General features: G+C 67.0%; 18 protein-coding genes and 3 tRNA genes. 10 read left to right on the forward strand and 11 right to left on the reverse strand.

What is annotated here, in order from left to right:
• The first annotated feature begins 29 nt into the window (after positions 1-29).
• The 5 genes from AC1DEY_RS04755 to AC1DEY_RS04775 all read left to right on the forward strand — a co-directional run bounded on the left by AC1DEY_RS04755 (position 30) and on the right by AC1DEY_RS04775 (position 6,852).
• Complete coding sequence (locus AC1DEY_RS04755) at positions 30-2,744, forward strand: PEP/pyruvate-binding domain-containing protein (RefSeq protein ID WP_476866972.1); 2,715 nt, start codon at positions 30-32, stop codon at positions 2,742-2,744.
• Between the two features lie 64 nt (positions 2,745-2,808).
• Positions 2,809-3,627, forward strand: a complete 819-nt coding sequence (locus AC1DEY_RS04760; RefSeq protein WP_476866973.1) for a hypothetical protein — start codon at positions 2,809-2,811, stop codon at positions 3,625-3,627.
• A gap of 124 nt (positions 3,628-3,751) precedes the next feature.
• The gene (locus tag AC1DEY_RS04765) at positions 3,752-4,840 is read left to right on the forward strand and encodes a LolA family protein (protein ID WP_476866974.1); all 1,089 of its coding nucleotides are present in this window, start codon (positions 3,752-3,754) and stop codon (positions 4,838-4,840) included.
• Between the two features lie 115 nt (positions 4,841-4,955).
• Positions 4,956-5,975 carry an ABC transporter ATP-binding protein gene (locus AC1DEY_RS04770; RefSeq protein ID WP_476867080.1) on the forward strand — a complete coding sequence of 340 codons (1,020 nt, stop codon included), beginning with the start codon at positions 4,956-4,958 and terminating at the stop codon, positions 5,973-5,975.
• 76 nt (positions 5,976-6,051) lie between these two features.
• Positions 6,052-6,852 (forward strand): ABC transporter permease, encoded by an 801-nt coding sequence (locus AC1DEY_RS04775; protein ID WP_476867081.1) that lies wholly within the window; start codon positions 6,052-6,054, stop codon positions 6,850-6,852.
• Between the two features lie 57 nt (positions 6,853-6,909).
• Here AC1DEY_RS04775 and AC1DEY_RS04780 read toward each other — a convergent pair whose 3' ends face one another.
• From AC1DEY_RS04780 to AC1DEY_RS04800, 5 genes are all read right to left on the reverse strand, one after another.
• Positions 6,910-8,346, reverse strand: coding sequence for a C40 family peptidase (locus AC1DEY_RS04780; RefSeq protein ID WP_476866975.1), 1,437 nt, complete (start codon positions 8,344-8,346; stop codon positions 6,910-6,912).
• A gap of 237 nt (positions 8,347-8,583) precedes the next feature.
• Positions 8,584-9,516 carry a cation diffusion facilitator family transporter gene (locus AC1DEY_RS04785; RefSeq protein ID WP_476866976.1) on the reverse strand — a complete coding sequence of 311 codons (933 nt, stop codon included), beginning with the start codon at positions 9,514-9,516 and terminating at the stop codon, positions 8,584-8,586.
• A 10-nt stretch (positions 9,517-9,526) separates the two neighbouring features.
• Complete coding sequence (locus tag AC1DEY_RS04790; protein ID WP_476866977.1) at positions 9,527-9,886, reverse strand: metallopeptidase family protein; 360 nt, start codon at positions 9,884-9,886, stop codon at positions 9,527-9,529.
• A 132-nt stretch (positions 9,887-10,018) separates the two neighbouring features.
• Positions 10,019-10,999 (reverse strand): DMT family transporter, encoded by a 981-nt coding sequence (locus AC1DEY_RS04795; RefSeq protein WP_476866978.1) that lies wholly within the window; start codon positions 10,997-10,999, stop codon positions 10,019-10,021.
• 86 nt (positions 11,000-11,085) lie between these two features.
• The gene (locus tag AC1DEY_RS04800; RefSeq protein ID WP_476866979.1) at positions 11,086-11,967 is read right to left on the reverse strand and encodes an ArgP/LysG family DNA-binding transcriptional regulator; all 882 of its coding nucleotides are present in this window, start codon (positions 11,965-11,967) and stop codon (positions 11,086-11,088) included.
• A gap of 68 nt (positions 11,968-12,035) precedes the next feature.
• Between AC1DEY_RS04800 and AC1DEY_RS04805 the strand changes: the two genes are divergently transcribed.
• Positions 12,036-12,638: a LysE/ArgO family amino acid transporter gene (locus AC1DEY_RS04805; protein WP_476866980.1), complete on the forward strand. Its 603-nt coding sequence runs from the start codon at positions 12,036-12,038 to the stop codon at positions 12,636-12,638.
• Positions 12,639-12,719: 81 nt separating this feature from the next.
• Entirely contained in the window at positions 12,720-13,265 is a 546-nt protein-coding gene (locus tag AC1DEY_RS04810) for a methyltransferase family protein (protein ID WP_476866981.1), read from the forward strand.
• Positions 13,266-13,269: 4 nt separating this feature from the next.
• On the opposite strand, the gene AC1DEY_RS04815 is transcribed toward AC1DEY_RS04810, so the two are convergent.
• Positions 13,270-14,289, reverse strand: a complete 1,020-nt coding sequence (locus tag AC1DEY_RS04815; protein ID WP_476866982.1) for a PHP domain-containing protein — start codon at positions 14,287-14,289, stop codon at positions 13,270-13,272.
• A gap of 176 nt (positions 14,290-14,465) precedes the next feature.
• Between AC1DEY_RS04815 and AC1DEY_RS04820 the strand changes: the two genes are divergently transcribed.
• From AC1DEY_RS04820 to AC1DEY_RS04830, 3 genes are all read left to right on the forward strand, one after another.
• A tRNA-Glu gene (locus AC1DEY_RS04820) sits at positions 14,466-14,538 on the forward strand.
• Between the two features lie 112 nt (positions 14,539-14,650).
• Positions 14,651-14,724 (forward strand) — tRNA-Asp (locus AC1DEY_RS04825).
• Positions 14,725-14,772: 48 nt separating this feature from the next.
• Positions 14,773-14,848: transfer RNA gene (locus AC1DEY_RS04830), tRNA-Phe, on the forward strand.
• 276 nt (positions 14,849-15,124) lie between these two features.
• On the opposite strand, the gene AC1DEY_RS04835 is transcribed toward AC1DEY_RS04830, so the two are convergent.
• The 5 genes from AC1DEY_RS04835 to AC1DEY_RS04855 all read right to left on the reverse strand — a co-directional run bounded on the left by AC1DEY_RS04835 (position 15,125) and on the right by AC1DEY_RS04855 (position 18,822).
• Positions 15,125-15,418, reverse strand: a complete 294-nt coding sequence (locus AC1DEY_RS04835) for a hypothetical protein (protein WP_476866983.1) — start codon at positions 15,416-15,418, stop codon at positions 15,125-15,127.
• A gap of 441 nt (positions 15,419-15,859) precedes the next feature.
• Entirely contained in the window at positions 15,860-16,285 is a 426-nt protein-coding gene (locus tag AC1DEY_RS04840) for a hypothetical protein (protein ID WP_476866984.1), read from the reverse strand.
• 85 nt (positions 16,286-16,370) lie between these two features.
• Entirely contained in the window at positions 16,371-16,694 is a 324-nt protein-coding gene (locus AC1DEY_RS04845; protein WP_476866985.1) for a hypothetical protein, read from the reverse strand.
• Positions 16,678-18,105: a hypothetical protein gene (locus tag AC1DEY_RS04850; RefSeq protein WP_476866986.1), complete on the reverse strand. Its 1,428-nt coding sequence runs from the start codon at positions 18,103-18,105 to the stop codon at positions 16,678-16,680. Before AC1DEY_RS04850 ends, AC1DEY_RS04845 begins: the two co-directional genes overlap by 17 nt.
• Complete coding sequence (locus AC1DEY_RS04855; protein ID WP_476866987.1) at positions 18,106-18,822, reverse strand: ATP-binding cassette domain-containing protein; 717 nt, start codon at positions 18,820-18,822, stop codon at positions 18,106-18,108.
• Positions 18,823-18,900 lie beyond the last annotated feature (78 nt).

Consider the following 18,900-nt stretch of genomic DNA (forward strand, 5'->3'; position numbering starts at 1 on the left):
AGATCCGGCGTCGGAAGGACGGTTTGCAGATGGAGCACCGCGAGACGCCGGATCCGGGCGAGGTCGGCCCGGTCCTGGCCTTGGAGCGCCTGAGGCAGGACATGCTGGCCCAGGCCGGCGGCAAGGCGGCCAACCTGGGCGAGCTGACGCGGGCCGGACTCCCGGTTCCCCCCGGCTTCTGCCTGACCACCCGCGCGTACCTGGACGCCACGGCCTCCCCGGCGCTGGCCGACGTGCACCGCGCCCTCGCCGCGACGGCCCCCGATGACCTGGCGGGGCTGGCCGCACTCGCCGCGAAGGCCCGCGCGCTGGTGCTCGACGCCGACGTCCCCGCCGGCATCGACGCCGCCGTCCGTACCGCTTATGCCGCGCTGGGCACGGACACTCCGGTCGCGGTGCGGTCCTCCGCGACCGCCGAAGACCTGCCCTTTGCCAGTTTCGCCGGCCAGCAGGACACCTACCTGAACGTCGTCGGCGCGGACGCCGTACTGGCCGCCGTCCGCCAATGCTGGGCCTCCCTGTGGACGGACCGCGCCGTGACCTACCGGGCAGTGCAGGGGATCGATCCGTCCGCGGTGTCCCTCGCCGTCGTCGTCCAGCGCATGGTGGACGCGGCCGTGGCCGGAGTGCTGTTCACGGCCAACCCCGTGACCGGCCGGCGGCACGAGGCCGTCATCGACGCCAGCCCGGGGCTGGGGGAGGCCGTGGTCTCCGGGGCCGTCAACCCGGACCACTTTGTGCTCGACGGCGCCACCGGGCGGATCCTCGAGCGGCGGATAGGCGACAAGGGCCTGCTCATTCGCCCCCTGCCTGGGGGCGGCACCGAGCGTGTGGCACAACCCGACGCCGGATCGGTGCCCAGCCTGGACGATACCCAACTGGCGGCGCTGGAGCTCTTGGGCCGCCGCGCGGAACTGCACTTTGGCTCGCCGCAGGACCTCGAATGGGCCATCGGCCAGGACGGCGCCGTGTGGCTGACCCAGTCCAGGCCCATCACAACGCTCTATCCGATGCTGGACAAGCAGCCGTCCGGGCCCGGACCGCGGGTCTATCTGTGCTTCAGCCTCGCCCAGGGACTGACCCGGCCGCTGACGCCGATGGGTCTCGCCGGCATCCGGCTGATCGCCTCCTCCGTCGCGGAGGCGGCGCATTTCCCGGTGCCGGCGCGCCGGGAGGGGCCGGCTCCGTACCGCGAGGCCGGACAGCGCATCTTCTTCGACCTCACGCCCGTGGTCCGCAGCAGGGCCGGCCGGGCCATCGTCCCCCGGGTTTTCGACGTCATGGAGGCCCGCTCCGCGGCCGTGCTCCGCAACCTCTTCGCCGACCCCAGGTTCTCCGTCACCATCAAATCGCCCTGGCCGCTCCTGCGCCACGTCGCCCCGGTGGCGGCGCGGGCCAGAGTTCCGGAGACCCTGGTCCGCGCCCTCATCCGGCCCGAGGAGGCGCTGCGCCGGGCTGACCGGGTGGGCGAAGAACTCAGGGCCGCACTCGAGGTCCCGGCCGGCGCCACCGCCACGCAGCGCCTGGACCACGTGGAGCGGATCCTCAGCCGGAGCGTCTTTCGCGTGGTCCCCGCCGTCCTGCCGCTGCCCGCCCTGGGGTTCGCCCTGCTCGCGGCGGCCGGAAGACTCGCGGGGAGCCCGGGGAACGGGGCGCTGCAGGAGGTCCTGCGGGGCCTGCCCAACAACGTGACCACTGAAATGGACCTGGACCTCTGGTCGCTGGCCACGGCCATCCGGACGGACCCGGCGTCGGCGGCCGTGTTCGAGGAGGCCGAGCTGCACGAGATAGCCCGGCGTCACCGGGCAGCGGAGCTTCCCGGGGTCGTGCAGTCCGGGCTGGCGGACTTCCTGGGCCGGTACGGCCACCGCGCCGTGGCCGAGATCGACGTCGGCATGCCCCGCTGGTCTGACGACCCGACCCACATCCTCGGGGTCCTGGCCAACTATCTGCGCATGGACGATCCCGTGCTCGCCCCGGACCGGCAGTTCGCCAAAGCGGCTCGCGATGCCGAAGCGCAAGTGGGGCGGCTCGTGGCAGCGGCGGGGCAGCGCAGCCGCCTTCGTGGAGCACTTGCGAAGGCCGCGCTGCGGCGGACCCGGATGTTCGCCGGGCTGCGTGAACTGCCAAAGTTCTATCTCGTGGAAGCCCTGGGCGCCGTCCGGCAGCAGCTTGCGGCCGTCGGGGCCGAACTCGCCGCGGCGGGGGCCATCGATGCGGCGGACGATGTTTTCTTCCTTGACCTGACCGAGGCCCACGTGGGGCTGCGCGGCGCCATGCTGCAGGGTCTCGTGGCACAGCGCCGGGAGGCCTACGGGGCTGAACTTGGCCGGCGGCACATTCCCCGCGTGCTGCTCTCGGACGGCACCGAGCCCGAAGCGGTGCAGACCGGCGGCCGTGGCCCGGCGGACGCGGACGGTTCGGCAGGACGGCTCGCCGGGACGCCGGCCTCGGCCGGCATCGTCACGGCCCGGGCCCGGGTGATCCTGGACCCCCAGGGCGCGCACCTGGAGCCCGGCGAGATCCTCGTGGCTCCGTCCACGGATCCCGGCTGGACGCCGCTGTTCCTGACGGCCGGTGGCCTGGTGATGGAAATGGGCGGCCCCAACTCCCACGGCGCCGTCGTCGCCCGGGAATACGGGATCCCCGCGGTGGTGGGGGTTCCCGACGCAACCGCGCTGATCGCCACCGGCCACAACATCACGGTCGACGGCGCCGCCGGCACCGTTACGCCGGAAAGCTGACCCCGGAATGATGGAGCCGTAATGAAGGCGACGGGGCGGCCCGCCGGATCGCTACAGTGGGGCCATGAGCGAAGTGCGCGGTTCCGAGGGTAAGGATCCCGGAGCCACCGGACGTCCCGCCGCGGGCAGCCCGGAACCTGATGCCCGGCCGCCCGAAAACCCCGGTGCCGCGCCCGGACCGGCCGCGCCCGGACCTGGCGCTCCCGGATCGGGCACTCCCGTCGCCGCCGGGGCGGAAGAGCGGGACGCGTGGCTGCCGGCGTGGCTTGTGCAGCGTCCGCTCACGGCCGGGTGGGCCTGGACCGGGGCCTGGGCGGTACTGATCGTGGCCGATGAATTCCTGGATCTGGCCGGCTGGTCCTGGTACGTGCTGGTCGGCATGGCCGCGCTGCCCACTCTGCTGGCGAGCCTGGCCCTGCTGCACGCCACCCCTCGCCGGTACCTGAAGCCGAGCAGGGACACGGTCCTGGGCCACTTCTTTGTCCGCTTCCTGGCCCTGATCGCCGCCTTCCTCGTGTGGGGCGTATCCATTGTCATGAGCGCCTCGATCTCAACAACAGTCCAGTCGCTCGTTGGCGAGTCCGAACGCGAGGTCACGGCGGTGGGCTTCAACCTGCTGCTGGCCGGGATCCCGCTGGTGGTCTCCGTGCTGTGGCTGGCCTTCATCATCCGCTGCGCCTGGTTCCTGCGGCGCCTCCGGGGCTGGAAACAGACGCCGGAACTGGGGACCGTGCCCAAGAAGTTCCTGCGGGACAGGCCGCGGCTGAAACGGGTGGTGGTGGGCCTCGCCCATCCCGGCCTGCTGCTCGTGGCGGGCCTGGGCACCTCGGTGCTCGCGCTGGTGCTGGGCGCCGTGGAACTGACCATCAATGTGCTGAAGTAGGCCAACCGGGCCGGCCGGGCCAGGCGTACTGTTGACCTATGAGCTGCACTGAAGCGAGCACCCCTCAGGCACGCATTTTTCAGACACGGATATTTGGCCCATCTCTTCCTGGGGCGCGGTCACTATGACGCGCACATGGCTGCGCTGGCTGCCCGCCGTCGCCGTGCCGGCCGTGATAGCCGCCGGCGCCCTGGCCGGATCCCTGCCCGCCAGCGCCGGGGATCCGCTGCCGTCCAAGACACCGGAGCAAGTGCTGCAGCTGATCGCCCAGCACCGCGAACCGGCCCTCTCCGGAACACTCGAACAGTCCTCCGAGCTCGGTCTTCCGGAGCTGCCCAAGACCGGTGCCGGCACGGACTCTTCCAGCACCGCCTGGCTGGAACTGCTGACAGGTCCGCACACCGCACGGGTCTACCGAGACGGCCCGGACAACGCCCGCATCCAGATCATGGACCGGCTGGCCGAACGCAACGCCGTCCGCCACGGCAACGACGTGTGGTTCTACAATTCCAAGGACAACACCGCCTCCCACCTCCAGATCCCCGCTGACGCCGCCAGCCACACCGGCCGCCATGACGCCGGCAAGGAGGCCACGGCCACGCCCGACGAGCTCGCCGCGATGCTGCTGGCCAAGATCGATCCCAGCACGGACGTGACGGTGGGCGCCGACGTCCAGGTGGCAGGCCGGCCCGCCTACAACCTGGTGCTCACGCCGAAGACCGAAGCCACCTTGGTCGCGTCCATCGCGGTAGCCGTTGACGGCCAGACCGGGCTGCCGCTGGGCGTCGAAGTCAAGGCGCGCGGACAGTCCGAGCCGGCCTTCCGCGTCGCCTACACGAGCCTGGCCCTCGGCGCACCGGACGCGTCGGTCTTCACCTTCAGTCCGCCGCCCGGCGCCACCGTCAAGGAGATCCAGGTACCGCAGCACAAGCACGGTAACGACGCCGCGAACGCCACACCGCCGGCCGCCAAGGACAGCGCGGGCAAGCCCGCCGTCACCGGCTCCGGCTGGGACTCGATCGTGGAGTTCCCGGCGGGAACGGCAAGTCCGGCGTCGGACGCCACGGCCCTGCTCCAGCAGGCCACTGTTCCGGTCCAGGGCGGCAGGCTCCTGTCCACCGCGCTGGTGAACGTGTTGGTGCTCGACGACGGCCGGGTCTTCGCCGGCTCCGTCCCGCCGGAGCGGCTCCAGGCCGCCGCAGCGCAGAAGTGATTGCGGGCGCGGCATCGGGCCGCCATCCAGTGACGGCCGCGTGAGCGCCGCCGGGCCGGGTGCGGCGCCGGATGTCGAACCGGGTGCAGCGCCGGATGTCGAACCCGGTATCGAGCTGAGTATCGAGACCAGAGGCCTGACCAAACGGTTCGGCCAGCAATTGGCGGTCGACGGCGTCGATCTGGTCGTGCCGAAAGGCGCGGTCTTCGGCTTCCTGGGCCCGAACGGCTCGGGGAAGACCACCACCATCAGGCTCCTGCTCGGACTTGCCACGGCCACCGGCGGCTCCATGCGTGTCCTGGGCAAAGAGATGCCGAGAAAGCTGGATGACGTGCTTCCGCGGGTCGGAGCGCTCGTCGAGGGGCCGGCGTTCTACCCATTCCTCTCCGGCGCCGCCAACCTGCACCGGATGGACGCCGCGGATCCCTACGGTGCGGCCGCTACCCGGCGCGCCCGGGTCCACTCAGCCCTGGAACGGGTGGGCTTGACCCACGCCGCGGACAAGCTGGTCCGGGCCTACTCGCTGGGCATGAAGCAGCGCCTCGGGATCGCCAACGCCCTGCTGGCCCCGCGGGAGCTCCTGGTGCTCGACGAGCCCACCAACGGACTGGATCCCCAGGGCACCCGGGAGGTGCGGAACCTGGTGCGATCGCTTGCCGCGGACGGCGCCACGGTGTTCGTCTCCAGCCACTTGCTGGCCGAAGTGGAACAGATCTGCACGCATGCGGCCATCATGAGTGCCGGCCGGCTCGTGGCGCAGGGAACCCTGGCGGAACTGCGCGGGGCGGGCCAGGCAAGGATCCGCGTGCTGACGCCGGACCCCGGTACCGCGGTGCAGGTGCTGGCCGGCCTGGGCCTGGCCGCGACGATGACCCCCGACGGCGGCACTGCTGATGCAGGCGGCCCGGACGGCCGCGGCGGCCCGGGACGGGACGCTGTCCTGTTCGCGTCGCTGGTGGGGGCTCCGCCAGCCGGGCCGGACGGCGCGGGGCCTGGCCGGGACGTGGCACCGGAAGCCGTCGTTGCTGCCCTTGTGGCGGCGGGGGTCCGGGTCCGCGGCTTCGCGACCGAACAGGCCAGCCTCGAGGACCGCTTTGTGGCGTTGACGGGGGAGGGGTTCGACGTTGTCCAGTAGCAGCTCACCTTTGCACGATCCATCGGACGCACCCCCGGGCGGCGCGTCAGCCCGGCGCGGGTCCCAGACCGCCGGGCTGCTGGCGTCCGAGATCGGCGTGCTGTTCCGCCGCCGCAGGACCTGGGCCATGTTGTGTGCGCTGGCGGCGATCCCGGTCCTGATCGCCGTGGCCGTGCGTGTCTCCTCGGCCGTGCCGCCGGGCCGCGGGCCTGCCTTCCTGGACCGGATCGCCCAAAACGGCCTGTTCGTCGGCGTCACCGCCATGGTGGTCTCCGTTCCGCTGTTCCTGCCGCTCACCGTCGGCGTGGTGGCCGGTGACACGATCGCCGGCGAGGCCGGGCAGGGAACCCTGCGGTACCTGCTCGTGGCTCCGGCCGGGCGGATCCGGCTGTTGATCGTCAAATATGCCGGCACGGCCCTGTTCGTCGTCGTGGCGCCGCTCGTGGTGGCCCTGACGGGGGCGGGAATCGGCGCCGCGCTTTTCCCGGTGGGGCCGGTGACCCTGCTTTCCGGCGACACTATCGGCACCGGCGAGGCCATGATCAGGCTCCTGCTGATCGCCGCCTATCTGGCGGTATCGCTGCTCGGGTTGTCGGCGATCGGCCTGTTCATCTCCACCCTGACCGACGTTCCGGTGGGGGCCATGGCGGCCACCGTAGTGCTCTCAGTCGTCGCGCAGGTCCTGGACGCGCTGCCGCAGCTGGACTGGCTGCACCCGTGGCTGTTCAGCCATTACTGGCTGGACTTTGGCGATCTCCTCCGGCAGCCCGTTTCCTGGGACTCCTTTGCCGTCAACGCCCTCCTGCAGGGCGGCTATGTCGCCGTGTTCGGGGCGCTGGCCTACGGCAGGTTCATCACCAAGGACGTGCTCTCCTAGTCTCCGAAGAGAACGGCCACGGGCCGAGCTTTAGGAACGGCGCGCCGGGGACGGGGCTCAGTAGCGGGCCACGTAGCCGTAGAGCTGCATCCCTGACATGGCGGCAACATCGGTCACCGTAATGCCGGCGTCGGGATTGAGGGCCTGGACCACGCGGCCGCCGCCCAGGTAGATGGCCACATGGTAGAAGCCCGGTGCCGAACCCCAGACCAGCAGGTCGCCGGGGCGCGCCTGCGAGAGCGGGACGTGGACGGGGGCCTGGGCAAACTGCTGGGATGCGGTGCGGGGCAGGTACTTGCCGGCGGCGGCAAACGCGTTCTGCACCAGGCCTGAGCAGTCAAAGCCATAGGCTCCGGTTCCGCCGTACTGGTAGAAGAACGGCGATCCGGTCTTGCCGAGTGCGACTGAAATGGCGGTCTGGTTTGACCCGCCGGAAATCGGCGCGGGAACGGGAACCGGCGCGGGGACGGGAATGGGCGCAGGAACCGGAACCTGAATCGGGACAGGAGCAGGAGCAGGAGCCGGAGCAGGCGCAGGAGCGGGATCCGGCGCGGCGACGGGTGCCGGTTCGGGAGCGGGCGCCGGTGCTGCCGGCTGCTGCGCGGCCGAATCGTCACGCCCCGGTGATGCAGGAGCAGGCTCCGGGCCCGTGGCGGGCTGCGGCGCGGCGGCGGCCGCAGCGGTCAGCGCCGCCAGCCGGTCCTGCTGACGTTGACGGTCCAGGGCATCCACGCGGGCCGATTCCAGTGCCGCGGTGGTGTTTTTCAGGGTTGCCAGCTGGTCCACGAGCGCGCTCCGCTGGGCTTTGGCATCAGCCACGGCCTGGCGCTGGGCCGCGGTGGCGCGGTCGGCATCGGTCTTGCGCGCTTCCGCCATCGTGGCAGCTTCATCGGCGGCACGGTTGGCGTCCGCCGCTGCTTCGGTCAGCGACTTTGCGGCGGAGGCCGCGGTTTCTGCCGACTGGAAAGCCCGCGCGCGTCCGGCCGTCACGGCTTCGAGGGTCGCGGCGTCTTCGAGCGCATGCCCGGTGCCGCTGACAAAGCTGCTGAGGGCAGGATTCAGGCCGCCGTTGCGGTACAGATCGCCGGCCAGCTGGCCCACCTGCTTGCGGGTCTTGGCCTGGTCCGCCTCGGCGGCGGCAGCCCTGGCGGCCGCCACAGCCGCCGCGTCACGGCGCGTGGCCAGCTCCACGAGGGCCTCGCCATACGCGTTGTTCGCCTGCAGGGACGCGGCGAGGCTGGCTTCCTGGCCGGCCGACGCATCGGCCAGAAGCCCATCGATCCTGGTGACCTCCGCCGCCGTCGCGCTTTCACTGGATTTGGCCGCTGCGATCTCTTCCGGCGAGGGGATCTCCGGCGACGCCGGAACGCGGACTGCGGCCGCCAGCGGCGCGGAAGCAAGCGGTGCGGCCTTTGCCGGGAGCGCGAGCGTTCCAAGAAGGACGACGGCGGTGCAGAGCACAGCAGTCTTGCGACCGGATCCGATCCAGCTCATGGGCAAACCTCGAAGTCTCAGGCTGGAATGAGCGAGGTCGGAATTTGACACATGAAAAGCCCCTCTGCGGATCACCCAGCAGGCATGAGGCTACGTGCCAAAGACCACTTTGGCAACACGAGTCACATTAATAACATAAACAACACTGGTGTCATTTGGCCACGTCCGCGCGGGGTGTGTCTCGCGAGCGGCGCAGTGAAGTCTCCGCAGCCGGCCCCCGCAGATCGGCGCCGCCGCTCAGGCGTGCTGGTGGGCCTCGTGTTCCGAGTGGGTGGCCGGCTCGAGCTGGAAGGTGCAGTGCTCGGTGTCGAAATGGGAGCCCAGGCAGGTGGTGAGTTTGTCCAGGACCCGGTCGGCGCCGCGGGCTCCGAGGGCCGCATCCTCCACCACCACGTGCGCGGAGAACACGGGGACGCCCGAGGTGATGGTCCAGATGTGGATGTCGTGGACGGACACCACGCCGTCCACCGCGAGGATGTGCTCGCGGATCATCTGGACGTCCACGCCCTTGGGGGTGGCCTCGAGGAGCACGTCCACCACGTCGCGCAGCAGGTGCCAGGCCCTGGGCAGGATCATCAGGGCGATGAGGATCGACGCAATGGTGTCGGCCGCCTGGAACCCGGTGACCATGATGACCACCGCGGCCACGATGACGGCAAAGGAGCCCAGCAGATCGCCCAGGACCTCCAGGTAGGCGCCGCGGACGTTCAGGCTTTCCTTCTGGGCGCCGCGCAGGATCAGCAGGGACACCAGGTTGGCGACGGCGCCGAGGACCGCCGCGGCGAGCATGATGTCGGTGTGGACCTCCGGGGTGGAGCCGAGCCGGCGGATGGCTTCGGTGAAAATGACCACGGAGATGACGATCAGGACCAGGGCGTTTGCCAGCGCCGCCAGGACTTCTGCGCGCTGGTAGCCGTAGGTGCGCTGGTCGCTGGCCGGCCGGGCGGCGATCCACGCGGCCAGCAGGGCGATGAAGACGCCGGCGGCGTCGGAGAGCATGTGCCCGGCGTCGGCGAGCAGGGCCAGGGATCCCGAGACCACCGCGCCAATCGCCTGCACGAGCACCACGGCCAGCGTGATGGCCAGGACGGCGACCAGACGCTTCCGGTGTTTTGCTGTGCCAGTGCCAGAGGCGGAGATGCCGTGCGAGTGGCTGTGGTCGTGTCCCATGCCTACAAGGCTATCCCCAGCCGAGCTCGTGCAGGCGCGCGTCGCTGATGCCGAAGTGGTGGGCGATCTCGTGCACCACGGTGACGGTGACTTCCTCGATCACGTCCTCGCGGGAGGCACAGATGTCCAGGATGGGCTGGCGGAAGATGGTGATGCGGTCCGGCAGAGAACCGGCGTCCCACCAGGAATCCCGCTCGGTCAGCGGGACCCCCTCGTAGAGCCCCAGCAGCACGGTGTCCGGATCCTCCCCGGGCTGCGGGGTGTAGTCGTCCTCGATGAAGATCGCCACATTGCTCATGGTCTTCGCCAGCTCCGGCGGGATCCGGTCCAGGGCGTCGGTCACCGCGGCCTCGAAATCGGCGTCGGACATCGGAAAGGGTCCGTCGCCATCGGCATCGCCGCGTCCGTCGCCTTGACCCTCTCTTTGACCGTTGAAGGGCCCGTCGTCGCCATTTGGAACGATCGGCAGGCCAGGCGGGAGCGACGGGGACATAGGGAAACCCTAGCGGGACCGGCGCCGGGTCAGGGCCACGCCCACCAGGCAGATCACGCCGCCCACCAGACCCCAGATGGTCGGAATCTCGCCCAGCACCAGCCAGGAGATCAGGATGGTGGTGCCCGGGACCAGGTAGGTGGTGGCGGCGAGGCGCCCGGCGTCAATCAGCGAGAGCGCATAGGCCCAGGTGGTGAACGCGATCGCCGTCGGGAAGATGCCCAGGTAGACCAGGCCCAGCGTGGCCGGCAGTGGCGCGGCCTGCAGTTCGGCGATCAGCTGGCCGCTGAAGGGCAGGCAGCAAAGCGCCCCCACCATGATGCCGAACCAGGTGGCCTGGGCGGCCGGGAACTTGCGGAGCACCGGCTTTTGGACGATCACGCTCACCGCGGCAAGAGCTGCAGCAAGCAGGCACAACAGCACGCCGGCCACGTCCGCCGTCGACTTCTGGCCGGAACCCAGCGCAATCACGGCGACGCCGCCGAACGCTATCAGGCTGCCGATGATCAGCCAGCGGGGGAACCCCTCTTTGAGGATGATCCCGGCCATCACGGCGACAAGGATGGGGTTGACGTTGATCAGCAGGGCAGCGGTGCCGGCGTCCAGCATGTGCTCCGCCGCGTTGAGGGCCACGTTGTAGCCGCCGAACCACATGACGCCGTAGGCCAGGATGGGCCACCATTCGCGGCCCCGGGGCAGCCCCTTGAGCTTGGGCACCACCAGGAGGCCCAGCGCGACCGCGGCAACCGCCAGCCGGCCGAGGGTCAGCGGGCCGGGGGAGAAGCTCGGGCCCACGGCCCGGATGCCCACGAAGGCGGAAGCCCACAGGACCACAGTGACAACGACGGCGGCGATGCCGAGCCTGCTGATCGTGGCCGGCTGTCGGGGAGGGGTTGGTGCGGGTTGCGGGGCGGGAGCGGGGGCAGCGTGCGGAGACCCTTCGTGGGGGCCTGCGGACGGAGTGGGGCCGGATGCGGCGGTGGTAGCCATGCTGCCAATCTAGCCCGTGCCGCGCCCTCCCGGCTGGCGGGAATCGGCCACGTCTAGTCGAGATCCTGCCAACATGCCGGATTGCCTCAGCGCAGGAGCCGCGCCGCCGCGCGGACAGCGTCCGCGACCTCGGTCAGCGCTACCGATCCGCGACGCCATTGCTGCCAGTAGAGGGCAACGTCCACCTGAGCGCGGGGCGAGAGCCGCTCAAGCGTGCCGTTCGCGAGGTCTTCACCGATTTCGATCTCGGGCATCATGCCCCATCCCATGCCCCAGCGGATGGCATCGCCAAACTCCTGGGAGGCCGGAACGTAGTGCCGCGGCGGCTGAAGGGTCGCGCGGCGGAACCGGCGCAGCCAGCGGTCCTGCAGATCGTCTTTGCGGTCAAAGAGCACGACGGGTGCTGCGGCCAGGGTCGCGGCGGTGACCCCGGCCTCAAACCAGCGGGTGGCGAACTCCGGAGCGCATACCGGCAGATAGCGCATGACTCCCAGCCTGGTGGAGGAGCAGCCGGGCACAGGCTTGGCTGTCTCGGTGATGGCGGCGGCCGCGGCGCCCGCGCGCAGGAGGTCCAGCGAGTGTTCCTGGTCTTCGCGCAGGATCTCCAGCTGGATGTTGCTGCTGGCCGCCGCGAGGCCGGCCAGCGCCCAGGTGTGCAGTGAATCGCTGTTGATCACCAGCGTCAGGCGCGTCCCGCCCCGGGGTTCCGCCGGCTGCAGTTCCTCGGCCAGGTCCGCGGAGAGCAATTCCAGCTGCCGGGCGAACCGAACCACGGCCTGGCCGGACTCGGTGAGTCCGGGCGGACGCGCACGGGTCAGGACGGGCCGGCCGACGGCGGTCTCCAGGGCCCGGATCCGCTGGCTGATGGCCGACGGCGTGACGGACAGGTGGGCGGCTGCGGCGTCGAAGCTTCCGTGCGTGAGGATGGCGGCCAGGGTCCGGGCCTGCTCGGGGGCTATTTCCATCATTAGATCATCTTATGTATGACCAAGAACTTTAACTGGTTTCATCTCCGGCCGGAGCCTACCGTGGAGTGGTGATCCTCCCCCTGTTCTCCGGCCTTTCCGCCGGACTGTCCCTGATCGTTGCCATCGGCGCGCAGAACGCCTTCGTCCTGCGCCAGGGCATCCAGCGCTCGCACGTCGCCATGGTGGTGGCGGTCTGCGCCGTGTCGGACCTCGTGCTGATCCTGCTGGGCGTCGCCGGCATCGGAGTCCTTTTGGACCGGGCGCCCGCCGCGCTGGTGGTGATCAGGTGGGTCGGCGCCGCGTTCCTCCTCGCCTACGGGGCGCTCGCGGCTCGGCGTGCGGTCCGGGGGGAGCAGATGGAGCATCCGGGCGACAAGCCGCCAGGCAGCCGGGCGGCTGTGCTGGGCACCTGCCTGGCCTTCACGTGGCTGAACCCGCACGTCTACCTGGACACGGTGCTGCTGCTCGGATCCCTCGCTGCCGCCCAGGGCCCGTCCGGACGCTGGTGGTTCGCCGCCGGGGCCGGCCTGGGCAGCATTGCCTGGTTTGCCGCCCTCGGCGCCGGCGCGCGTTTGCTGACCACCCTGTTCCGGCGCCGGGCGGCCTGGCGCGTGCTCGACGCCGGCATCGCCGTCGTGATGTTCACGCTGGCAGTGCTGCTGCTCGCCTGAGTGCCCGTGTGCGGAACCGGTCCCGGACCATGGGCCGGCGGGCCCTTGTCCGCCCAGCGTGGCGGGTTCACGATGGGCGGTATGGCAATATCCCCAGCTTCGGCCCGCGAAAGACGGCGTGCGGCCATCGGTACCGCCGTCTTCGCTGTTGCCCCCGCAACGGCCGCCGGCGTGGTGCCGTGGCTTCTGACCCGCTGGGAAGTGGAGGACCCGGTCCCTGGAGGGGTTCCCGCACAGATCACGGGCGCCCTGCTGATCGGCGCGGGCGCCGCGGTGATCGCGAACTCCTTCGTGCATTTCGCCGTGGAGGGCATCGGGACTCCGGCGCCGTTCGCCCCACCCAGGAAGCTGGTGGTTGGCGGACTCTACCGGTACGTGCGGAATCCGATGTATGTGTCCATTGCCGCGGCCATCGCCGGGCAGGGACTCCTGCTCGGTCAGCCGAAGCTCTTCGTGGCCCTGGGCATCGGCGCCGTCCCGGTGGTGGCCTTCGTCCGGCTGTACGAGGAGCCGGCGCTGACCCGGAAGTTTGGTGCGGACTACGAGGAGTACCGCAGTAACGTCCCGCGCTGGCTGCCCCGGCTCACGCCGTGGCGGCCTGAGGATCCGGAACGGGCGCGGGGCTAGGCCGCTATTTGCCTCGTCCGGCCCACTCCAGCAGGCGATCCAGCGGCCAGGTGGTGACGATCCGCTCGGCGGGCACGCCGTTCGAGGCCGCCCGCTCGGCGCCATACTGCAGGAAATCCAGCTGGCCCGGTGCGTGGGCGTCACTGTCGATGCTGAAGAGGCAGCCGGCATCGAGGGCAAGCCGGATCAGCTCGTCCGGCGGATCCTGCCGTTCGGGGCGGGAATTAATTTCGACCGCTACGTCATTCTCGGCACACGCCGCGAACACCTGCGCAGCGTCGAACTCGGACTGCGGCCGGGTGCCCCTCGAGCCCTGCAGCAGCCGGCCTGTGCAGTGGCCGAGGACGTTCATCTGCGGATCCTTGATGGCGCCCAGCATCCGCTCGGTCATGGTGCGCCGGTCGGAGCGGAGCTTCGAATGGACACTTGCCACCACTATGTCCAGCCGCTCCAGCATGTCCGGGGACTGGTCCAGGGTCCCGTCCTCCAGGATGTCCACCTCGATCCCGGCCAGGAGCCGGAAGCCCCCGCCGTCCGCGTTGATGTCCGCGAGCACGTCCAGTTGTTCCAGGAGGCGTTCGGCGCTCAGTCCGTTGGCGATCTTGAGGCTGGGGGAGTGGTCCGTCAGGGCGAGATACTCCCGGCCCAGCGTCCGGGCGGCGTCAGCCATGAGCCCGATCGGGGACCCGCCGTCGGACCAGTCGCTGTGGCTGTGCAGGTCACCGCGGAGGGCGGAGTGCAGTTCCGCGCCGCCGTCCGCGAGGGGCTGCTGCCCGCGTTGCCGCAGGCCCTCAAGGTAGTCGGGCACGCCGCCGTCGACAGCCTGCCTGATGACTTCGAAGGTCCTGTCCCCGATCCCCTTCATGCTTTTCAGCCTGCCGTTGCGGGCCCGGGCCGCGACCTCGTCCGGTTCCAGGGCGCCGATAATCCCGGCCGCCTTCCGGAACGCCTGGATCTTGAACGTGGGGGCCAGTTCCCGTTCCAGCCAGAACGCAATCTCATTGAGGGCATCAACGGCATCCATCCGTCCATCTTGCACCCACCGTGCGCCCGCGCGTGGCCCGCGCGGGGGCGATTTTGGATAACCGGGGGTCTGCCCTTATAGTTTTATAGTCCCGTTCGGAGGAACCCGAGAGGACAAAAACGAAAGGCTTCGGCCCTTAATTTTTGCCCTGATGAGTTCAACCGGATGGCGTTCTGGCCCCCATCGTCTAGCGGCCTAGGACACCGCCCTTTCACGGCGGCGGCACGGGTTCGAATCCCGTTGGGGGTACGCAAGGAACTGGTCAAACCGGATCAAAAAGTCTGGTAGGCTAAAGGCCTTGAAAAATTGCGGAAGCGAAACCGCAGGCGGCAAGAAACGCAGTACAAGCAGTAACAAGCAAGGCCCTGTAGCGCAGTTGGTTAGCGCGCCGCCCTGTCACGGCGGAGGTCGCGGGTTCAAGTCCCGTCAGGGTCGCTCTGATTGCCGGAAGAAATTCCGGCCTTCAAGGTGACACGTCACCTAGGCTCTGTAGCTCAGTTGGTAGAGCGTTCGACTGAAAATCGAAAGGTCACCGGATCGACGCCGGTCGGAGCCACCAGCTAGAACCCCGCAGTTCCCAGTGTTTACAAGGGATCTGCGGGGTTTTTTGTTGTTGCGGAAAGCTGGCGATTCAGTCTGAATCAGGCGGAATCAGCCAAGATCGTGGGCAAACCTCTGGTATCCCTCTGGTAGATGCTCGCACTCTGTGTAGTACCGCTGGCGTAGACTCACGAGCGGCTCGTCTCATTACGTCTCGTGGCGTAGGTCCGTCCCTGCTGGAACGGGAGAGGGCGCGAACATGGCGACAGGCGCTCCCCCATCGACTATTGCCCTTCTAGAAGGCGAACCGACTCCGCAGCTCTCTTTTGCCTAGACCGGAGAGCCTTGGCGCAATCACCATGTCTATGTTGGCCCGGGCGGCTTCCGTCCATTCCGAGCCCGCAACGGCTGCCAGACGTTTGTCCAGCCGCACGAGGACGGAAAAGTGGGTGTACGGGAGCAGGACCGACTCGACGCCGAAGTGGCGCGGAATGCCAACCGTGACACCCAGGAACTGTTCATCGAAACCGGGACGGGCGGAAGGATCCTCCAAATTCAATGCGAGCTGGGCTTGCACCAGGTCATCCATCGCCAGACCGTACCCCTGCCCAGGGCAGAAGGAGGTACATGTCGCGATCACTTTCGGGGCTTCAGTGCTTCTTCTCGAAACTTGATTGGGTCTGGGGTGCCCCGTGCCCTGGAGCTCCGGTGGTGGGAGTCGCAGATAAGTGGATTCGCCGCCAACGGCGCTGCGGCCGATTCCCGATTCGGAGTGCGCTCCAAATTCCTTGGTTTGCGGCCGCCGCGGCGGCACGGACGAATGTATCGTCGGGGCCATAGTGCCTTGCTTTGGGCTACCAGAGACTACGACAATGACCAGCGAGCCGGGCCTCCGCCACCGTTCTGAAGGATTAGCACCCAGAGGACACGGGGCGGGAGCAGGCAGGGGAGATGAGGTTCGGGCCGGCGCTCAAGGGTTGCGATGTCCCAGGTCCTGAACCACTCAAGGTACGCAAGACACTCCAGCCCTCTACGGGGCTTGCAGTTGTATCGGGGATGACCATTTACGCAGGCCGACTATGAGGCTTCGGCCATCTCCAAAAGCGGGTGCCAGGAAAACCAGGTGCAACAGGAACCAATAGTGCACAGACAGTCCAGGCGCTGTGAGCAACAATAGGGCCCCTGCCAGGCAAGACGAGAAGGGGCCCACCAGAGAAATCAGAGCAACCTGCCAGCCGAACAGGGTTCCTACCGGGGAGAGCGAAAAGCGAAAGATGTTGACAGATACGTGGAGATCGACCACGCCCGGGCAGATCCGGGCGGTGACCGCGTGGCCAAGCTCATGGATGACGAAGCCGGCCAAAAGGCAACCGAAGTGCAATGCCAGCCACACACCCATCTCGAACAGATAGGAGTCGGCCGTTAGTAGTGCCGCCACAAGACAGGCGGACATCATTGCCGTGAGTCCCAGCAGGGGCCATTTACACCATGCCAGAACCTGCCGCAGTATCAACTGCGGCGAGGGCCTGACTGGCGCGATACTAGGCAGGATGTGAACTCTGCCGCTGTAGAGACTTTTTGTAGGATTTCAACCGATCGAGCATCACGGCAGTGGCTATTGAAAATACCGTGATGACTACAAAGAGGACAAGGATCGGCAGACCATTGGATACGCCGATTTCCAGTCCGGTGGCTCCGTTTTCCAGCTGATGTGGCTCAAAGAATAGTGCACCAAAAAGTCCGGTTTTTCTTACACCGATCTCGGTAGCAGAGAACATAGTCATGATGAAACTGACGACCACCACGGCCATGGTCAGAAAAAATGACACGGTAATGCCTGTCAGGGATCTAAACAGCCACTTCATTGCGTGAGATCAACTCCATTCTTTTCATTCCCAAAATACTGTAGAACACAACTGCGGCATTCAATAGAGCGAGAATCACAATATTGATGATGATGCTCAGATTAAATATATTCAGACCCAGGGCGACAATCATGATGATAATTAATGCCAGGACAACACCGATGAGAACCGTGAAGGGATTTCCCTTCTCGGGAGGGAAGGCTATGCCGATTAGTGTCGATATAAGGATGTTGCTCAGGCAGAAACCCACAATGGTCAGGATCAGAGTAAATTCTATCCCTTGGAACAATGAGAGGGCCACTACAGGAATCGCTACCGCCATGAAAAGCACGGCTTGGGAGCCAATGAGGCACAAATAGTTATGGCTGAGTTTTCCGGTATGTACTGCCATGCGCCTCAATGGTTCGGAGTTTGAGTAGGCATATATCCCCTGAAAGGTAATCAGAGCCAGGACGAAGGGCGGGATGACAATGTTCTGCAACAGCGTAAACAGTGCGTAGATGATCAAGAATGACACAGCGACTGTGGTCTCGAAACTGCGGACGAGCACGAGCAGGTACGCGCCGAACCTATGCCGGGCCAACCCCGAGGGCAGCACCTTGAAGAACCGTCGGACGGCCACATAGCCCTTGGGGGCGGCGGCAACTATCAGCGCGAGAAAGGCTGTCGATGAGGTGAGGAAAACGAGAATCGCCAGCCAGATACCTTGGTGGGCCTGGAGCGCGGCGTAGACGAGAGGCGGGGCGAAGACGTCATTGTTGTACAAGTAGCTCTCAACGATCCGGTTGCTCAGCTCAGTCGAGTACGGGAAGAGCAGAACCAGCGCGAGTGCGAGAACCATCGGTACCAGAAGGCCGCGGAGACGCGCCAAGCCGGTGACCAGAAGTAGGCGTTCGAGCAGGAAGTAGCCCAAGCTTATGGCAAGGTATGTGGATACGGCCGGGAGCCATATGGATGCCAGGACCTTGGGTATGTAGCTGGCTCCTTCGAGGAGCACTGTTGATAGTGAGAACGCACCGAAGATGAATACCGTCAGACACAATACGATGGTGGATTCGAAGAGGGTGAACGCGAGCGTTCTTTCCTTATTTGTCACCGGCAGCGTGAATGTCAGGCGAAGAAGCTCGTCTGCTTTGAGGAAGAGCACGCGAATCAGTGTGTAGACGATGAGTACCCAGAACCCGACTGATGCGTTGGCTACCTGGAGGACCGGATCCAGCAGTCCTGTTCCGCCAAGATACTGCCGGATTATCACATAGCTCATGAGGCAGAAGCCGGCAAAGGCGAACACCACCAACAGTGCAGCAGACAGCCGGGCGGCCCGGCTTCTGAGCACTCCGCGTCCAAGAACCCGGCGCAGTATAAATTGCCAAAACATCTTAGATAGCAGCAGAACGCTTGTGATTCTCATCTAGGCGATGTCCATTGCTTGAATCAATTCGCGTGTCAGGGCGCCTAGGGATCCACTGGTCTCAAGAATCTCGCGGGTCGGGGACTTCGTGATCAGTGCCCCCATGTTCAGGACCATGACCTCGTCCGCCACATGCTCGAGCATGGCGAAGTCATGACTGCAGAGCAGGACGGACCTGCCGTCGCTCGCAAGGGCCTCAACGTCCTTTTCGAAAGTGTAGACCGCATCCAGATCCACGCCGTTGAGGGTCTCGTCGATCACTGTGAGTTTGCGTTTCAGCGCAAAGGCGCCGATCAACTGGACCTTCTTTCGCATGCCGTGCGAGTAGTCCTCGATGAGATCGTGCTGCCTTCCGTTCATCGAATAACGCTCGAACTGGTCCGCGATATCAGGAAGGTTCATCGGGACGCCGTAAAGGCCGTGGATGAAGCGCAGGTATTCTTCGCCGGTCAGGAACTCGGGGAGGTAGTCGTTGCTCGACAAGTAGATCGAAGCCATTTTTGCACCGCGGTCCTGGCTGCTGCCGGCGTCGATGGTGATCTTCCCATGCTGTATCTTCAGCAAGTCCAGAATGACCTTGATCAGTGTTGATTTGCCGGATCCGTTGGGCCCGATCAGTCCTACAATCTGGTTCTCACGGATATCGAAGGAGACGTCGTGCAGCACCTGCGTGCGGGAGTTATATGAATAGTCGAGATTCTTCACGCTGAGAAGCATTGATTTCCTTTGTTAGCCCACCGTGGTGGCACCCGTAATGCTGGCAGATGCCACCACGACGTTCAGGCTATGAGCGAG

The organism is Arthrobacter sp. 05T47 (assembly GCF_056395825.1).

Bases quoted from the DNA above. Each gene is read 5' to 3' on its own strand.
- AC1DEY_RS04845 (WP_476866985.1), bottom strand. From the start codon at position 16,694: ATGAAGTGGCTGTTTAGATCCCTGACAGGCATTACCGTGTCATTTTTT.
- AC1DEY_RS04755 (WP_476866972.1), top strand. From the start codon at position 30: ATGGAGCACCGCGAGACGCCGGATCCGGGCGAGGTCGGCCCGGTCCTG.
- AC1DEY_RS04850 (WP_476866986.1), bottom strand. From the start codon at position 18,105: ATGAGAATCACAAGCGTTCTGCTGCTATCTAAGATGTTTTGGCAATTT.
- AC1DEY_RS04765 (WP_476866974.1), top strand. From the start codon at position 3,752: ATGACGCGCACATGGCTGCGCTGGCTGCCCGCCGTCGCCGTGCCGGCC.
- AC1DEY_RS04790 (WP_476866977.1), bottom strand. From the start codon at position 9,886: ATGTCCGACGCCGATTTCGAGGCCGCGGTGACCGACGCCCTGGACCGG.
- AC1DEY_RS04840 (WP_476866984.1), bottom strand. From the start codon at position 16,285: ATGATGTCCGCCTGTCTTGTGGCGGCACTACTAACGGCCGACTCCTAT.
- AC1DEY_RS04815 (WP_476866982.1), bottom strand. From the start codon at position 14,289: ATGGATGCCGTTGATGCCCTCAATGAGATTGCGTTCTGGCTGGAACGG.
- AC1DEY_RS04810 (WP_476866981.1), top strand. From the start codon at position 12,720: ATGGCAATATCCCCAGCTTCGGCCCGCGAAAGACGGCGTGCGGCCATC.
- AC1DEY_RS04780 (WP_476866975.1), bottom strand. From the start codon at position 8,346: ATGAGCTGGATCGGATCCGGTCGCAAGACTGCTGTGCTCTGCACCGCC.
- AC1DEY_RS04835 (WP_476866983.1), bottom strand. From the start codon at position 15,418: ATGGATGACCTGGTGCAAGCCCAGCTCGCATTGAATTTGGAGGATCCT.
- AC1DEY_RS04795 (WP_476866978.1), bottom strand. From the start codon at position 10,999: ATGGCTACCACCGCCGCATCCGGCCCCACTCCGTCCGCAGGCCCCCAC.
- AC1DEY_RS04800 (WP_476866979.1), bottom strand. From the start codon at position 11,967: ATGATGGAAATAGCCCCCGAGCAGGCCCGGACCCTGGCCGCCATCCTC.
- AC1DEY_RS04785 (WP_476866976.1), bottom strand. From the start codon at position 9,516: ATGGGACACGACCACAGCCACTCGCACGGCATCTCCGCCTCTGGCACT.
- AC1DEY_RS04855 (WP_476866987.1), bottom strand. From the start codon at position 18,822: ATGCTTCTCAGCGTGAAGAATCTCGACTATTCATATAACTCCCGCACG.
- AC1DEY_RS04760 (WP_476866973.1), top strand. From the start codon at position 2,809: ATGAGCGAAGTGCGCGGTTCCGAGGGTAAGGATCCCGGAGCCACCGGA.